The organism is Gordonia asplenii (genome assembly GCF_012933505.1).
Classification (GTDB): domain Bacteria; phylum Actinomycetota; class Actinomycetes; order Mycobacteriales; family Mycobacteriaceae; genus Gordonia; species Gordonia asplenii.
On the sequence record NZ_JABBNB010000001.1, the window covers coordinates 367,382 to 383,915 of the forward strand.

General features: G+C 68.0%; 11 protein-coding genes. 6 read left to right on the forward strand and 5 right to left on the reverse strand.

What is annotated here, in order from left to right:
- The first annotated feature begins 30 nt into the window (after positions 1-30).
- Positions 31-513 carry a transcriptional regulator NrdR gene (nrdR, locus tag HH308_RS01685; RefSeq protein WP_170192402.1) on the forward strand — a complete coding sequence of 161 codons (483 nt, stop codon included), beginning with the start codon at positions 31-33 and terminating at the stop codon, positions 511-513.
- Here the strand turns inward: nrdR and hrpA are convergent.
- On the reverse strand, positions 506-4,546 hold the full coding sequence (gene hrpA, locus HH308_RS01690) for an ATP-dependent RNA helicase HrpA (protein ID WP_246284068.1): 4,041 nt from the start codon (positions 4,544-4,546) through the stop codon (positions 506-508). The genes nrdR and hrpA overlap by 8 nt on opposite strands.
- 85 nt (positions 4,547-4,631) lie before the next feature.
- Here hrpA and HH308_RS01695 point away from each other — a divergent pair, with 85 nt between their 5' ends.
- Complete coding sequence (locus HH308_RS01695; protein ID WP_246284070.1) at positions 4,632-5,861, forward strand: aminotransferase family protein; 1,230 nt, start codon at positions 4,632-4,634, stop codon at positions 5,859-5,861.
- 13 nt (positions 5,862-5,874) lie between these two features.
- On the opposite strand, the gene HH308_RS01700 is transcribed toward HH308_RS01695, so the two are convergent.
- The 3 genes from HH308_RS01700 to HH308_RS01710 are packed head-to-tail and all read right to left on the reverse strand — an operon-like array spanning position 5,875 to position 9,399.
- On the reverse strand, positions 5,875-6,312 hold the full coding sequence (locus HH308_RS01700; protein ID WP_170192404.1) for a nitroreductase family deazaflavin-dependent oxidoreductase: 438 nt from the start codon (positions 6,310-6,312) through the stop codon (positions 5,875-5,877).
- A gap of 29 nt (positions 6,313-6,341) precedes the next feature.
- Complete coding sequence (locus HH308_RS01705) at positions 6,342-8,465, reverse strand: DEAD/DEAH box helicase (protein ID WP_170192405.1); 2,124 nt, start codon at positions 8,463-8,465, stop codon at positions 6,342-6,344.
- Entirely contained in the window at positions 8,443-9,399 is a 957-nt protein-coding gene (locus tag HH308_RS01710; protein ID WP_170192406.1) for a PAC2 family protein, read from the reverse strand. Before HH308_RS01710 ends, HH308_RS01705 begins: the two co-directional genes overlap by 23 nt.
- A 214-nt stretch (positions 9,400-9,613) precedes the next feature.
- On the opposite strand from HH308_RS01710, the gene HH308_RS01715 reads away from it, so the two are divergent.
- Both HH308_RS01715 and HH308_RS01720 read left to right on the forward strand, forming a co-directional pair.
- Positions 9,614-10,348 carry a hypothetical protein gene (locus tag HH308_RS01715; RefSeq protein ID WP_170192407.1) on the forward strand — a complete coding sequence of 245 codons (735 nt, stop codon included), beginning with the start codon at positions 9,614-9,616 and terminating at the stop codon, positions 10,346-10,348.
- Positions 10,349-10,471: 123 nt separating this feature from the next.
- Positions 10,472-11,557, forward strand: coding sequence for a DUF4192 domain-containing protein (locus HH308_RS01720; protein WP_170192408.1), 1,086 nt, complete (start codon positions 10,472-10,474; stop codon positions 11,555-11,557).
- Between the two features lie 6 nt (positions 11,558-11,563).
- Here HH308_RS01720 and HH308_RS01725 read toward each other — a convergent pair whose 3' ends face one another.
- The gene (locus HH308_RS01725; protein WP_170192409.1) at positions 11,564-12,247 is read right to left on the reverse strand and encodes an iron-dependent transcriptional repressor DtxR; all 684 of its coding nucleotides are present in this window, start codon (positions 12,245-12,247) and stop codon (positions 11,564-11,566) included.
- 139 nt (positions 12,248-12,386) lie between these two features.
- Here HH308_RS01725 and HH308_RS01730 point away from each other — a divergent pair, with 139 nt between their 5' ends.
- Positions 12,387-13,682, forward strand: coding sequence for an acetoin utilization protein AcuC (locus tag HH308_RS01730; RefSeq protein ID WP_170192410.1), 1,296 nt, complete (start codon positions 12,387-12,389; stop codon positions 13,680-13,682).
- A gap of 127 nt (positions 13,683-13,809) precedes the next feature.
- Entirely contained in the window at positions 13,810-16,533 is a 2,724-nt protein-coding gene (locus HH308_RS01735; RefSeq protein ID WP_170192579.1) for a bifunctional acetate--CoA ligase family protein/GNAT family N-acetyltransferase, read from the forward strand.
- The last annotated feature ends 1 nt before the right edge of the window (position 16,534 follow it).

Genomic DNA, 16,534 nt, shown 5'->3' on the forward strand with positions numbered 1-16,534 from the left:
ATCCGATGCTCGGCAGTTACTCTTTTAGGTATGCGCTGCCCCTTCTGCAAACACGACGACACGAAGGTCGTCGATTCCAGGGTCGCCGACGAGGGGCAGGCGATCCGACGCCGGCGTTCGTGCGCCGCCTGCGGTCGCCGTTTCTCCACGGTGGAGAGTGCCGTGCTGGCGGTGGTCAAACGCAACGGCGTGACCGAGCCGTTCAGTCGTGAGAAGGTCATGCGCGGCGTCCGGCGTGCGTGTCAAGGGCGCGACGTCGCCGAAGACGATCTGGCGTTGCTCGCTCAGCAGGTCGAGGAGGCGGTGCGGGCCACCGGAACCGCCGAAGTTCCCAGCAACGAAGTGGGATTGGCGATCCTCGGGCCGCTACGCACGCTCGACGAGGTGGCCTATCTCAGGTTCGCGTCGGTGTACCGCTCCTTCGAGTCGCTCGCCGACTTCCAGCGTGAGATCGACGACCTGCGCCAGCACGTCGGACAGCAGCCGGAGACGGCCGACGCGCCGGTCACCTGAACTCGTCGAACGAGCGCCGAATCCGCTTCTCCGACACCGGGAAAGCGGTACCCAACCGCTGCGCGAAGATGCCGACCCGCAATTCCTCGACGAGCCACGTGGCCATGTCGTTGAACGAATCCCGACGCCCCGCGGGTAGTTGCGCGAGCCGCTGGTTCCACGCCTCGACGACGCGGTCGATCACACCGAGCCCCGCGGCGTCGCGGTCCGGTGCGAGTGCCACCTGCTCCAGACGCGTGCGCGCGGCCTGTAGATACCGCGGAATCGATTGCAGGTGAACAAGACTCGTCGAGCCGACGAAACCCGCGTAGATCAGGTTGTGCAATTGCTCGGCGACGTCGTCGGCCGCGGCCGATCCGGAGTTCTCGTCGATCTCGCGCCGTAGCGGAGCGACCTCCCGCAACGCGTCGACCGCGGCGTCGAACACCTCCACCGACTTCTCGGCGACCGGCGCCGAGACGGAGACGCGCAGGGCGTCGAATTGTTCGGGCGAGCGCACCGCGCCGGTCATCGACGCGGTGACGCACTCGCCGACGGCCCGCACCGTGCAGTCGGCGAGCAGTGCTTCGCTTGTCGGATAAGGGCTTTGGCTCAGCGCCAGCGTGCCCGCGGGATCAAGGGTCCGGGTGATCCGGACGGGAAGGTTGGGCAGCGCGGCGGCGAGCAGTGCGCAGACGGCGGTATGCCGCATCCGATTCGCCTGGGCAGGGTTGGCGGCAAGCGCGCGGGTGACCCCGCCATCCACGACCCGAAGGGTCGGATAGCGGGTAACCTGCTGTCCGGCAACGGTTTCCGTCTTCTCCGCCGGCAAAGTCCCGAAGGTGTCCGCCGTCCATTCCCGCGCGACGGCGGCCTTGCCCGCACCGCCCCCGGACGCGGCGCGCCCACCACGCGCTTGCAGCGCGGTCAGCGACTTGCCCGACGCGACCGTGGCACCGGCGGCGTCGATGACGCGGAAGTTCATCCGCAGATGCGCGGGCACGGCGTCGACATCGAAATCGCTTGGTGCGATGGTCAATCCGGTCAGCGCGGAGAGTTCCCGGGCGAGGCCCCGGGTGAGCGGTTCGGATCGCGGTTTCAGACGTGCGAGGGCGGCGTCGGCGAAGCGCGACGCCGGTGCCATCGACTTGCGCAGTGCTTTCGGCAGCGATTTGACGAGTTCGGTGGCCAGCTCGGCGCGCATGCCCGGCACCGACCAGTCGAAGCCGGCCGGGCGGACGTGGCTGAGCAGCGGGGCCGGAATCACCACGCTCACACCGTCGTCGGGGTCGCCGGGTGCGAACTTGTACGCGAGATCCAGCTTGAGGGTGCCCTGCGCCCACGCGCCGGGGAAGTCCGTCGCCGAGACGGGCGCGTCGTCGTGCCCGACGACGTCGGACTCGGTGAGGTCGAGCATGTCCGGATCGGCCCGCCGCGCCGTGCGCCACCAGGTGTCGAAGTGCCGAGCGGAGACCACCTCGGCGGGAATCCGCTTGTCGTAGAACTCGAACAGCTGATCATCGGTGATCGTCAGGTCGGCGCGCCGGGCCCGATGTTCGATGTCGGCGGCGTCGTCGAGCAGGGCCCGATTGTGGGTGAAGAACTTGTGCTCGGTGCGCCAGTCTCCCTCGACCAGTGCATGCCGGATGAACATCTCCCGACACAACTCGGGGTCGATCGCGGTGTAGGTGACCCGCCGCGACGCGACGAGGGGCACCCCGTAGAGCGTTACGCGTTCGTGGGCCATCGTCGAGCCCCGTTTCGACGACCAATGCGGCTCGCTGTACACGCGTTTGACGAGGTCGCCGGCGAGTCTCTCCGCCCACAGTGGGTCGACACGGGCGACCGTGTGCGCGAACAGCCGCGACGTCTCCAGCATTTCGGCGGCCATCAGGAACGGCGGCGACTTCTTCGACTGCGCCGAGCCCGGAAAGATCATCAGCGTCGTATTGCGCGCACCGGTGTACTCGCGGGAATCACCGTTGCGCGCAGCGATGTTCGACAACAGTCCGGACAGGATCGAGCGGTGGATCGCATCGTCGTCACGCCGAGTGGTCTGCGTCGACCACTTGAGGTCGGCGACGAGGGACGTGAGCTGCCGATGCAGGTCGCGCCATTCCCGAATGCGGACCCAGTGCAGGAACTCCCGCTCACAGGTGCGCCGGAACTTGCTGCCCGACAACGTCGTTCGCTGCTCTTCGAGGTAGTCCCACAGTTGGAGATAGGACAGGAAGTCGGAGCCGGGGACGTCGAATCGTTTGTGTGACTCGTCGGCGGCCTGCCGATGCTCGGCGGGCCGTTCGCGGACGTCGGGCAACGAGAGGGCCGCGGCGATGATGAGGACGTGGTCGAGGCAGCCGAGATGATGGGCTTCGACCAGCATCCGGCCCAGCCGCGGATCCACCGGGAGGGTCGCCAATTCGCGGCCCACTCGCGTCAATCGCGGTGTGCCACCGCCTTTCCCGTCCTTCGGGGTCGGCTCGAGCGCGCCCAGTTCGTGCAGGACGGCGATACCGTCGCGGATGGCGCGCTCGCCGGGGGCCTGCACGAACGGGAAGGCAGCGATGTCGCCGAGGCGCAGCGACAGCATGGACAGGATGACGCCGGCGAGGTTGGTGCGCAGGATCTCCGGGTCGGTGAACTCGGGGCGCGCGTCGAAGTCCTCTTCGCTGTAGAGGCGAATGCACACGCCCGGTGCCACCCGTCCGCAGCGGCCCGCGCGCTGTCGGGCGCCGGCCTGCGAAATCGGTTCGATCGGAAGACGATTGACCTTGGTGCGAGTGGAATACCGTGCGACGCGGGCGGTTCCGGTGTCGATGACATAGCGGATACCGGGGACGGTCAGCGAGGTCTCGGCGACGTTGGTGGCCAACACGATTCGACGACCGTCCGACGGTGTGAACACCCGGCGCTGCTCGGCGTTGGACAGCCGCGCGAACAGCGGAACGATCTGGGCACCCTTGTTGGCCCGATGCCTGAGAGCGTCAGCGGTATCACGGATGTCCCGCTCGGTGGGCAGGAAGATCAGGATGTCACCACCGCCGGTGCCATTCGGCCCGCTCGCTGCGCTCCCGGCGCCGGTACCATTCGGCCCGCTCCCGGACCACAATTCGCCGACCGCCGCGTCGATCGCCCCGATCTGGTCGAGGTCGGCGTGGTCGTTGTCGGTGTCGATCTCGTTGGCGTCGCCCGCGGCTCCCCAGGGGCGATAGCGCATCTCGACGGGGTAGGCGCGCCCGGACACTTCGAGGATAGGGACGTCGGGGTCGGCCTCGTCGGCGAAATGGCGAGCGAAACGGTCGGGTTCGATCGTGGCGGAGGTGATGATCACCTTCAGATCCCGGCGTCGGGGGAGCAGTTGTTTGAGAAAGCCCAGAATGAAGTCGATGTTGAGGCTGCGTTCGTGGGCCTCGTCGATGATCAGGGTGTCGTAGGCGCGCAGCATCGGGTCGGTGGCGATCTCGCGCAGCAGAATTCCGTCGGTCATCACTTTGACGAGCGTGTCGGCGCCGGTCTTGTCGGCGAAACGCACCGAGTAGCCGACGGCGTCGCCGAGCTCGGTCGAGGTCTCGTCGGCGATGCGGGCGGCGACCGAGCTCGCGGCGATGCGCCGCGGCTGGGTGTGCCCGATCGCACCGCGGACGCCGCGGCCGAGTTCCAGACAGATCTTCGGTAGTTGCGTCGTCTTACCCGAGCCGGTCTCACCGGCGACCACGACGACCTGATGCTCGGCGATCGCCGCCGCGATCTTCTCGCGGGCGGCGCTGACCGGCAGGTCGTCGGGGTAGGTCAGCACGGGCACCGCGGCGGCGCGCCGAAGGGCCCGAGTGCGTGCTTTCGCGAGGTCGGCGGTCAGCGATTCCCAGGTCGGCGGCTTGGCGCTGCGACCGCGACCGCGACGACCGGTTCCGCGTCCGCGGCCGGTGAAGAGATCCAGCCGACCGTGCAGGCGGTGTGCGTCGATCAGGGTGAGCTCGTTGAGCGCCTGCCGGTAAGCGGCGATTTCCGCGGGGGCGATCGGTACGGCGGCGGCTTCGGTTTCCGATGATGGCATGTCACCGCTCAGTTTACCCGGGCGGTCGAGGAGATTTCGGGGGCAGCCGGTGGCCGTTGGGACTGGTGAAGGCATGATGGTGGCCATGACTAATGCGTTGTGGCACGGTTTTGCTGACATGGGGGCGGTCAACGCGGCCGGTCCGTTTGTGATCGCCCGGGGCGACGGCGCCCACGTGTTCGACACCGACGGCAACCAGTACCTCGACGCGACGGCGGGCCTGTGGTTCACCAACATCGGGCACGGCCGTGCCGAGGTCGCCGACGCCGTCGCCGCTCAGCTCGGCAAATTGGCTCACTACTCGGGCTTCGGCGACTTGACCGCCGACGTCACCGTCGACTTGGCCAACCGACTGTCGGAGATCGCGCCGGTCGCCGGCAGCAAGCTGTTCTTCACCTCCGGCGGCAGCGACTCGGTGGAAACCGCGGCGAAACTGGCCCGGCGCTACTGGCGGGAAGTCGGCAAGCCGGAGAAGACCTTCCTGGTCGGCCGGTCGAAGGCCTACCACGGCATGCACATCGGAGGGACGTCCCTGGCCGGCATCCCGGCCAACCACGACGGCTACGGCGAATTCCTGCCCGACACCCAGACCGTCGACTGGGATGACGCCAAGAGCCTGCTCGGTCTGATCGAGCGTGTGGGCGCCGAGCGCATCGCCGCATTCTTCTGCGAGCCGATCATCGGCGCGGGCGGCGTGTACCTCCCGCCGGAGGGCTACCTCGAAGAGGTGCGCGCGATCTGCCGCGACAACGACGTACTGTTCGTCGCCGACGAAGTGGTCACCGGTTTCGGCCGCATCGGCGGCGAATCATGGTTCGCCAGTTCACGTTTCGGGCTCGAACCGGACATGGTCACCACTGCCAAGGGCCTGACGTCGGGCTACGTGCCGATGGGTGCGGTGTTCATCGCGCCGCGCATCGCCGAGCCGTTCCACGGCGGCGGTGTCTGGTTCCGGCACGGCTACACCTACGGCGGCCACGCCGGAGCGGCCGCCGCGGCGATGGCCAACCTCGACATCATCGAGCGCGAGGGACTGCTGGGCGAGGCATCGCGCCTCGAAGGCGACCTGGCGTCGGCGTTCGCGCCGCTCGCCGACCTCGACGTGGTCAGCGAGGTGCGCGTGGGCCTCGGCGCGGTCGCCGCCGTGCAGCTCGCCGATCCGGCGACCGCACCCGCCGCGGTGCTCAAACTACGTGCCAACGGCGTCGTGACCCGCGCCGCCGGCCAGGGTGCCCTGCAGGTGTCGCCGACCTTCGTGATGACCACCGAGCAGGTCGGCGAACTGGCCCAGCGCTTCGCCGACGCGCTGGGCTGAGCGGCCGGCGCGACTACGAGTTCGGGGTCAGCAGGAAGATCGGGATGACCCGACTCGTCCGGGTCTGATACTCGGCGTAGTTCGGGAAAGCGTCGACCGCGCGGTCCCACCACGTCGAGCGTTCCGCGCCCGACAGTTCCCGCGCGGTATAGCTGTGGACTCGTTCGCCGTCGCGCAGATCCACCTCGGGATGGGCGACGACGTTGTGGTACCACTGCGGATTGTTGGGCGCGCCGCCGAGCGATGCGACGGCGAGGTACTCGCCGTCGTGTTCGACGCGGATCAGCGGCGTCTTGCGCAGCTTGCCGGACTTGGCCCCGAGGGTGGTCAAGACGACGACGTCGATGCCGTTCATCGACGTGCCTTCGGTCCCGCCGGACTCCTCGATGGTCTCCGCCTGTTTGCGTGCCCAGTCCGATGTGCTCGGTGCGTATTCTCCGTGAAGTGCCATACGGTCCGAAACGTTCGGCGCGGGTCGACTTATTCCGCGGACTCGCCTGCCGCGGTCAGTTCTTCCCACTCGTCGAGCAGCGACGAGTCGACCTCGCGGACCATTTCGCCGAGTCGCTCCGTCAGCGCAACGACGTCGTCGGTGGCGACGCTCTGCGGCAACCCGGACCGCAGGACTCGATAGGTGTCGGTGAGGTAGCGCAGCAGCACTCCCTCGCTGCGGGCCAGCCCGTATTCGGAGACGAATTCGTTGAAGGTCTTCGAGTGCTCCAGGATCTCCCGGGACACCGACTTCGGCGACGGCGGGAACGACCGCACCCACGGGTGTCCGGTGCGGTACACCCCGAAGGCGAAGGTGATCTCGTCGAGCAGCGGTTGCGGCCAGGTGATCTCCTCCAGCCGCGCCATCCGCTCCTCGTACTCGATGCCGTCGGCCTTCATCTCGGCGATCGCGACGTCGCGGGCGACTTTGCGCTGGGCGAGCAGCACCTGGCGCGGATCGTCGAGGGTCGCTTCGACGACTGACAGAACGTCGAGATGATAGGTCGAGGAGTCGGCGTCGAGCAGGTCGAAGGCGGCCAGCGCGAACGCCGACAGCGGGTTGGTGAGCGCGAAATTCTCCGGCATGTCCACCGACAGTGCGACGTTCTTGCCCCACGAGTCGGGTTCGTCGAGCTGGACGACGATGCCCGAATCACGCAGGTCACGGTAGAGGGTGATGGTGTGCTTGATGTGTTTGAGCTGCCGGGCGCGGGTCTCGTGATTGGTCTCCAGCAGATGCCGCAACGCGTCGAAGCAGTCGCCGGGGCGGGCGAGGACCTCCATGAGCATCGCCATCGTCATGTGGAAATGCGAGCGCAGCGGCTCGTTGGGGGCGGTGGTGAGGGTGACGAAGGTCTGCTCGCCCCACGACACGAAGCCCTCCGGCGGCTTGCGCCGCACCACCTTGCGCATCTTCTTCGGATCGGCGCCGGCCTTGGCGACCAAACGTGCGTTCTCGACGTCGTGTTCGGGGGCCTGCGCGACGACGTACCCGACGGTGTCGAACCCCGCGCGCCCGGCCCGCCCGGCGATCTGGTGGAACTCCCGCGCCTGCAGCCGCCGCACCTTGGTGCCGTCGTATTTCGACAACCCGGCGAACAGCACGGTACGGATCGGCACGTTGATCCCGACGCCGAGGGTGTCGGTGCCCGCGACCACCCGCAGAAGTCCCTGTTGCGCAAGACGTTCGACGAGCCGCCGGTAGCGCGGCAGCATGCCCGCGTGATGCACTCCGATGCCGGCGCGCAGCAGTTTGCTCAGCGTCGCGCCGAAGCCGGTGCCGAAGCGGAAGTCGCCGATGGCTTCGGCGATGAGTGCGCGGTGGGCCTTGTCGGCGACCTTCGCCGACATCAGCGCCTGCGCGCGTTCGACCGCCGACGCCTGGGTGAAGTGCACCACGTACACCGGCGACCGTCCGGCGTCGACGAGCTTCTCGATGGTCTCGTGGATGGGTGTGAGGGCGTAGTCGTATTCGAGGGGGACCGGTCGGGTGGCGCCGGTGACCGCCGCCGTCGGTCGCTTGGTCCGACGCTGCAGGTCGTCGACGAAGAAGCTGACGTCGCCGAGCGTCGCCGACATCAGCAGGAACTGGGTGTCGGGCAGCTCGATGAGCGGTACCTGCCACGCCCAGCCGCGGTCCCGGTCGCCGTAGTAGTGAAACTCGTCGGCGACGAGCAAGCCGATATCCGACATCGGCCCGTCGCGCAGGGCGATGTTGGCGACCACCTCGGCGGTCGCGCAGATGACCGAGGCGGTGGAATTGACCGAGGCGTCGCCGGTCAGCAATCCGACGTTCTCCGCACCGAAGGCGTCGCACAGGTCGAAGAACTTCTCGCTGACCAGCGCCTTGATGGGTGCGGTGTAATACGCTCGACGCCCCCGCTGCAGCGCGAAGAAGATGGCGCCGGTCGCCACCAATGACTTGCCCGAGCCGGTCGGCGTCGCCAAGATCACATGTGCGTCGCCGACCAGTTCCAGCAGTGCTTCTTCCTGGTGGGGATAGAACTGCAGGCCACGTTCCTGCGCCCAGTCGGTGAAATCGTCGAAGGCCAGGTCTTCGTCGAACTCGTCGTCGCCGAAGTCGATGTCGTCAGATGTCAGTGGGACCGGCATCGCCCTGTTCTCGGTCGCGGTTGTGCTGCGCGAGGAACTTCTCCAGCTCGGCTCCGAGCTCGTCGCCGCTGGGCAACGGCTCGTCGGCGGCCAGCAACGACGCCTGAGTCTGCGCGGCCTCGTGGAAGCTGTCGTACTGCGACTCCAGTGCGGACACCACCGACTGGATCTCGCTGTTGCCCGACACCTCGTTGTCGATCTGCTCGCGGACCGCGGCGGCCGCGTTCTCCAGCGCTGCGACCGGCAGTTTCAGTCCGGTCACGTCGCCGACCGTCTCGATCAGCCGCGCTGCGGCACCCGGGTAGTTGGCCTGCGACAAGTAGTGCGGCACATGCGCCGACAATCCCGAACCGCGGTACCCGTGCTCGGTGAGCCGCAACTCCAGCAGCATCGACACCGACGCCGGGATCCTCATCTCCGACCCCCAACGCGGCAGGTCGCCCATCTGTTCACGATCTCCGTGCGCGGTGATGGTTGCGGGACGAGTGTGCGGCACCGCCATCGGGATGGCGTTGAGACCGATGACGTCGTTCACGCCGAACTGCTCGGTCAGGCGCCGGACCGCTTCGACGAACTGCTCCCAGCGCAGATCCGGCTCCGCGCCGGAGAGCAGCAGAAACGGGACACCAGCGGTGTCGCGGATGGCGTGCATGGTCAGTTTCGGCATGTCGACCGAGGTGAACGCGTCGCCGGAGAACGTCATGGTGGGTCGCCGCGAGCGGTAGTCGATGAGCTCGTCGGTGTTGAACGTGGCGACGAGTTCGGAGTCGAGGCTGTTGCGCAGGTGTTCGGCGGCCAGCGCGATCGCATGCCCGGCGTCGGCGAAGCCTTCCAGGGCGTGAATCAACACGGGCCCGCGGTCGGCGGAACCGGACATCTGCGGCGCAGGGAATTCCAACTCGTAGAGCGAACTGCGCTCCTGGTTCTCGTCCATCTTCGTGCCTCCTGTTCTCGAGCGTGCTGACCGGTGAAGTGACCATTGTCCCTCACGACGGCCCGACTAGGCGAATCGATTCACCCAGTCGAATGGTCTGCACGGCGTCGAGTCGATGTTTCGCACCGAATTACGGTGTATCGCTTGGGTGCAACGCACCGAAGGGGCGGGTGATTCCCGGTCCGCGCACCCATTGCTGGCAGACTCGAGGGCTGTGACGATTCGACGACGCCGAGCCGCGCTGAGCCTGCTGACCGTGTTGTCGGTTTCCGTCGCCGTAGCGGCGTGCAGCGTGAACGGGACGTCGCAGCCCGACGTCTCCGTGCGGTTGCCGCCGGCCGCCGACTTCCCGACCGGCGTCAGCGCCACCCCGGTAACGGGTGCGGGATTGGCCGCGGTGATCGCCGACGTCGTCGGGGACGCGCCCGGGGGGAGCGTCGAACCGTCGACGTGCGCGCCCGCGGCGTTGTCGTCGAATCCGGCGGACAGTGCGGGACTGGTGGCGCAACTGCCCGCGGCGTCGGACCTTCCGGGTACCCTCACGGTTTTGGCGACACGGGTGGCGACACCGCTGTCGGCGGTGGAAAGCCAAGTGGCGCGGTGTAAGTCGTTTGTGCGGACCAATGTCGCGGGGGCCCGGTCGACGGTGCGGCAGGTCCTCACCCCGGCCCCGACGTCGCCGGTGTCGGATGTGTCGACCCTGGGCATCGCCGCGACGCAGACCACCGGCGGCTCAGGACCGGGCGGCACCGGTGACAATGCGTTCGGTGTGGCGTCGAAAAGCTATCTGGCACAGCGCGAGGGCGTTCGCGTGTACGTGGTGTATCGAGGGCTGGCGACGTCGGCGGCCGCAGGCGCCGACCCGCAACTGGTCGCCGATCAGCAGACCGCCGACCTCGACGCGCTCTTCGGCAAAGCGGTGACCTCGGCGTTCGGTCGGGGCCGCTAGTGGATCGTCGGCTCCACGCATCGTCGCAGGTCGATCTGTGGACGACGGCGCTCACTGTGGACGACACGCCGACGCTGTGAATTGCCCTCTTGCACAATCGAATCGGCGCCCGACGATGGGTTCATGACTACACACCACACCACCGGGGCCCTACAAGCGCGGGTCTTGCTCAACGCCGTCGGCGGGCTGATCGGCTTCATCCCGGAGCGATCGCTGGTCCTCGTCGCCTTCGACGAGGACGGCTCGGTCAATTCCACGATGCGCCAGGACATCGTGCTCGACGCCGCGGGCGCACCGCGGCCGGAATTCCTCGGCGTCGTCGACAACCTGGCGACACTTCTGCTCGAGTACGACGCCGCGGTGGTCGTGGCGATCATCATCGACGACCGCTACCCGCCGGATTCGCCGCAGGTCGCCGAACTCGTCGAGCGGATCTCCGGACTCTTCGACGACTACGGAGGGCTCGCCGCCGCCTACGCCACCAGCACCTACGCGACGGGCGAGCACTGGCACACCGTGCTGCCGGGACCCGCGTCGAGGATCCTCGCGGCCTCACCGGCCGGGGGAGTGCTCGCCGACCCGACGTCGTCGCCGACGGCACTCGACCGGGCGGTACGGCGCGGGCGGCCGGTACTTCGCAAGCGCGCGATGATGGGGGAGATGCTCGCCGAGACGCGACACTGCACCGACCCGAGCTGCTCGACCGATCGGCTGCGCGCGCACGGGAAGCTCACCCGTGAGGAACAGGGCGACCTGTTGAGCTTCGCCTTCGACGCTCTGCGAACGCTGGCCGCCGGCTCGCGCACCTCCGGCGTCGAAATCCCTTGTGCCGCACTGGGAACCTGGTACCGGGCACTCACCGATCTCACGGTTCGAGATGCCCTGCTGGCCGTGTCGATCACCGAGCTGCGCGATCCCGCCGAACGGATGTGGCGAGAACTGACCAGGGTTCTGCGGGGCAGCGGTCGCGCCAGCGCGGCGACGATGCTGGCCCACCTGCACTACATCGCCGGCGAGGGCGCGTTCGCCGGCGTCGCCCTCGACGTCGCGCTCGGCGCGGACCGCGAATGGTCGTTCGCGGTCTTGCTCGACCGAGCGTTGCGCGCGGGCGTGCGACCGAGCCTGCTGTGGGACGTGGTCGCCGACTCCTACCGCACGGCGCATGACTTGGGCGTGACGATGCCCGAGCCGACGCTCAAGAGCGCATGAGCAGGCTCACACCTTTTCCACGAAGATCGAATGCGCCATCTCGGTCGAGAGCATCAGCCCCTCGTGACCGGGGGTGTTGATCGTGTACGACCGCGGCGAGCCGGTCACCGTGACGCGCGCATTGGGCACCACGCCCGCCTCGCGGAGGTTCGTGATCAGTTCCGGATCGGACTGGGCGTGCTCGGAGAGTCGACGTACGACGACGGCGACGGCGTCGCCCTGCGGAAGGTCGGAGACGCGGCAGGCCGAATCGGCGACGGCGGCCGGTTCGGCGCCGAGCAGTTCGAGGCCGGGAATCGGGTTGCCGTACGGCGAGGTGGTGGGATTGTCCAGCACATTGACCAGGCGGCGCTCGACGCTCTCGCTCATGACGTGCTCCCAGCGGCACGCCTCGTCGTGGACCTCGTCCCACGGCAGGCCGATCACGTCGACGAGCAGCCGCTCGGCGAGGCGATGCTTGCGCATCACGGAGATGGCCAGTTCGCGGCCCTTGGGGGTCAGTTCCAGCTGGCGGTCGCCCGCGACGTGCAGCAATCCGTCACGCTCCATCCGGGCTACCGTCTGCGACACCGTGGGACCACTCTGCTCGAGCCGCTCCGCGATGCGTGCGCGCAATGGGACAATTCCCTCTTCCTCGAGGTCGTAGATTGTGCGCAAATACATTTCGGTGGTGTCGACCAAGTCGTTCACGTCGCCCCAGTTCCCTTTCGTGGCCCGCTGTGAGCTTCCAGGATACAACCTGTGCCGACATTCACCGTTGCGCGCGCGATGGTGGCTCCGGGCAATCTGGGCTCGCGTCGTCGCGGTGTCGGCGTCAGACACTAGTGTGATGTCCGTGGCAGATTCAGTCGGCAGTGAGCAGAGCCCCGGGCCGGGCGCGGACGAGGCCGCCGTCATCTGGAGCGAGGGCTACCTCAGCTACAAATGGGCGCACACCCACCCGATGAATCCGGTCCGCCTCGCGCTGACCGTGTCGCTAGCGCAGAGCCTCGGCGTCTTCGACGACGTCGACCCGATCCCCCCACTCGAACTCGACGACGACGCGCTCAAGGTCGTACACACCGCCGACTACATCAATGCCGTGCGGGCCGTCGGGTCGGGGACCGCATCGTTGTCGGGTCCGCTCCTGGAGCGGCTGTTCGGCCTCGGTGACGCCGACAATCCGATCTTCGACGGAATGCACGAGGCATCTCGGCTGCTGGTCGGCGGGACAGTCGCGGCGGCGCAGGCCATCGCGAGCGGCTCGGTGCGCCGAGCGGTCAACATCGGCGGTGGCATGCACCACGCGATGCCGGCCCGTGCCGCCGGGTTCTGCGTCTACAACGACTGTTCGGTGGCCATCAAATGGCTGCTCGCCAACGGCTTCGACCGGATCGCCTACATCGACATCGACGCACACCACGGGGACGGCGTTCAACTCGAGTTCATCGACGATCCCCGGGTGATGACAGTGTCGTTGCATCAGCATCCGGCCACACTGTGGCCGGGCACCGGGTGGTCCACGGAGGTCGGCGACGGTGCGGCGGCCGGTGCGTCGGTCAACCTGCCGCTGATGCCCGGTGTGACAGATCGCTTGTGGCTCAGGTCATTCCACAGCGTCGTGCCGTCGATGATGGAGGCCTTCAAGCCGCAGATCCTGATCAGCCAATGTGGCGCCGACAGTCACCGGGCCGACCCGCTGACCGATCTGTCGCTGACCGTCGACGGCCAGCGCGCCGCCATCTACGCGATGCGCGACCTCGCCGACCGCTACTGCGACGGCCGTTGGCTGACCGTCGGCGGCGGCGGTTACGGCGTGATCAACGTCGTACCGCGTATCTGGACGCACCTGATCGCGGCGACCCTGGGCCGCAGCGTCGATCCGTCGACGCTCATCGGTGACGAATGGCTCGACGGTGCGCGAACCATTGCGGCGCAGGTCCATTCGGATTACTCCCGCCCGCCGGAGACCACCATGTCCGACGGCGGCGACGTGAATTACGTCGCATGGGACGGCGACACCGGGCAGGTGCCGCCCGAGGGCATCACCGAGAAGGCGCAAGCACAGACTGACCGTTCTATCCTGGCTACCCGACGTGCGGTGTTCCCGCTGCACGGACTCGACCCGGAGGATCCTCGTGACTGACCCGACGTCGCAGAACGCCGAGCAGCAAACTTCCGACAGCCAAGCGGCCGACAGTCAACCCGACGACAGTCAGGCGGCCGACAGCCAACCGACCGGTGCGCACCCCGACGATTCGGTCACCCCGGCGATCCGGCAGGCCTGGCACTATCCCCGGCACTGGATCGCCGATGTGCTCGCGTCCGACGGTGGCGTCGTACACCTGCGCCCGATCGTCCCCGACGACGCGGACCGCATCGTCGAATTTCACGGCAAACTGTCCGAGCGGACCCGCTACCTGCGGTATTTCGGTCCGACACCCACGCTGTCGCCGCGTGAGATCGCGCGCATGACCACCGTCGATCATCACAACCGCGTCGCTTTGGTCGCCGAGTTGGGTGGAGAGATCATCGCGATCGGCATCTACGAGGGACTCGCCGACTCGGGGAAACCGGAGTCGGCCGAGGTGGCGTTCGTCGTCGCCGACGAGCATCAGGGCCGGGGACTGGGCCCGATCCTGCTCGAACACCTCGCCGGTGCCGCCGCGGAGAACGGCATCACCCGGTTCGAGGCGGAGGTGCTCAGCGAGAATCCGAACATGGTCGTGGTGTTCCGCGACGCCGGCTATCAACTGAGCCGCAGCTTCGACGGGTCGACCGTGCACGTCGAATTCCTCATCGACCCGACCGAGGCGCAGCAGTCGGTGCGCAACGCCCGTGAACGGGCGTCGGAGGCGCGCAGCGTCGCCAATCTCCTGCGTCCCCGGTCGGTCGCAGTCATCGGAGCGTCGACCGATCCCGGCAAGGTCGGTCACGTCCTGCTCGCCAACATCGCCCTCGGCGGCTTCACCGGTCCCATCTACCCGGTCAACGGCCCCGGCCACGACGCTCCCGAAGAATCCGGTGAACCGCAGACCGGCACGGCGTCGAACCGCAAATCCGGCCACGACAGCATCCCGCGCCCGACGTCGGTGCGCGGCATCCGCGCCTACCCGACGGTCCGCGACATCCCCGACCCGGTCGACCTCGCGGTGGTCGCGGTACCCGCCGACCTCGTCGCCGCCGTGCTCGACGACTGTCTCGCCAAAGGCGTGCGGACACTCGTCGTCGTGTCCGGCGGCTTCAGTGAGAGCGGCGAGCGGCAGATGGTCGCACAGGTCCGTGAACACGGCATGCGGCTGGTCGGGCCCAACGCACTGGGCGTGGCCAACAACGACCACGGGGTGTCGCTGAACGCGACATTGGCCCCCCGCATCCCCGCGGAGGGCACGGTCGGATTCTTCTGCCAGTCCGGTGCACTCGGTATCGCGATCCTCGACACCGCGGCCCGGCGTGGACTCGGTCTGTCGACGTTCGTCTCCGCGGGCAACCGCGCCGACGTCTCCGGCAACGACCTGCTGCAGTACTGGGACTCCGACGACGCCACCGAAGTGGTCCTGCTGTACCTGGAGAGCTTCGGTAACCCCCGCAAATTCTCTCGGATCGCCCAGCGGGTGTCGCGGTCCAAACCGATCGTCGCGGTGAAGACGGGCCGAAGTGCCCTCAGCCAGGTCCGCGCGGTGCGCAATCTCGACGCCGTCGACGACCGCATCGCCCAGATGGTGCTGCAGCAGGCCGGCGTGATCCAGGTCGACAGCATCGCCGAGTTGTTCGACGCCGCGGCCGTCCTCGCCTACCAGCCACTGCCCAAGGGGCATCGCGCGCGGGTCATCGGCAACTCCAGCGCGCTGGGCAGCCTCGCCGCCGACGTCGCGCGCAATTCGAGCCTCGACGCGCGCGACGTCATCGACATCGGGCCCGGCGGCGAGCCGGCCGAGTTCGTCGCGGCCATCACCGAGGCGGTCCACGACGACGACGTCGACGCGATCATCGTCGTATTCGTGCCACCCGTCGCGGTGAGCGGCGCCGCGCACGCCCGCGCGCTTCTGGAGGCCAGCGCCGGTAGCGACAAGACGATCGTCTCGACGTTCCTGGGCGAAGAAGGCATTCTGCCGGCTCTGTCGGTACTGTCCGCCCAGGGCATTCCGATGCGCGGGTCGATCCCGTCGTACTCCAGCCCGGAGCGCGCCGCGAAGGCGCTGTCGCGGGCGGTGCAGTATTCGCGCTGGCGGGCGCGCCCCGAAGGGGAAGTGATCCGGCCCGACGGAATCGACCCGGAATCCGCGCGCACCCTGATCCTTTCGCGCCTGCCCGAATCGGGGGAGACGATCACCCTCGACGAGACGACGTCGGCGACGCTGCTCGCGTACTACGGAATCATCGTGGTGCCGTTCCGCGAAGTGACGTCGATGCACGAGGCGTCCGCTGCCGCCCGCGAGCTGGGCTTCCCGGTCGCGGTGAAGGCGACGTCGCGGCAATGGCGTGGCCGGATGGACCGTGAAGGCGCCCGCCTAGACCTCCCCGATGCGACGACGGTGGTCACGGCATTCGCCGAACTGACCGAACTGACCGGCGACACGACGCTACAGGTGCAGAAAATGGCCCACAAGGGCGTGGGCACCGCCATCCGGGCGGCCGACGACCCGGCATTCGGGCCGGTCATCTCGTTCGGGCTGTCGGGGCCGACCTTCGAACTGCTCGGCGACCTCGCCTACCGCGCTGTGCCGCTGTCCGACGTCGACGCTCGCGAACTGATCGCGACGCCGCGTTCCGCACCGCTGCTGACCGGGTATCTCGGTGGACCCGCCGTCGATCAAGACGCCCTGGTGGAACTGCTGCAACGGATCTCGAGCTTCGTCGACGACATCCCCGAAGTCCGCGAGGTCAGCTGTGACGAGATCCTCGCCTCCGCCGACGGCGCCGAAGTGGTGTCGGCGCAGATACGAATCGGCCCGGTGCCCAACCCCGTGGACACCGGACCGAGACGGCTGGGGTGAG

Coding starts and splice junctions, on each gene's coding strand:
- HH308_RS01710 (WP_170192406.1), bottom strand. CDS start 9,399: ATGGACGAGAACCAGGAGCGCAGTTCGCTCTACGAGTTGGAATTCCCT.
- HH308_RS01730 (WP_170192410.1), top strand. CDS start 12,387: ATGTCCGTGGCAGATTCAGTCGGCAGTGAGCAGAGCCCCGGGCCGGGC.
- hrpA (WP_246284068.1), bottom strand. CDS start 4,546: ATGCCATCATCGGAAACCGAAGCCGCCGCCGTACCGATCGCCCCCGCG.
- HH308_RS01705 (WP_170192405.1), bottom strand. CDS start 8,465: ATGCCGGTCCCACTGACATCTGACGACATCGACTTCGGCGACGACGAG.
- nrdR (WP_170192402.1), top strand. CDS start 31: ATGCGCTGCCCCTTCTGCAAACACGACGACACGAAGGTCGTCGATTCC.
- HH308_RS01695 (WP_246284070.1), top strand. CDS start 4,632: ATGACTAATGCGTTGTGGCACGGTTTTGCTGACATGGGGGCGGTCAAC.
- HH308_RS01700 (WP_170192404.1), bottom strand. CDS start 6,312: ATGGCACTTCACGGAGAATACGCACCGAGCACATCGGACTGGGCACGC.
- HH308_RS01720 (WP_170192408.1), top strand. CDS start 10,472: ATGACTACACACCACACCACCGGGGCCCTACAAGCGCGGGTCTTGCTC.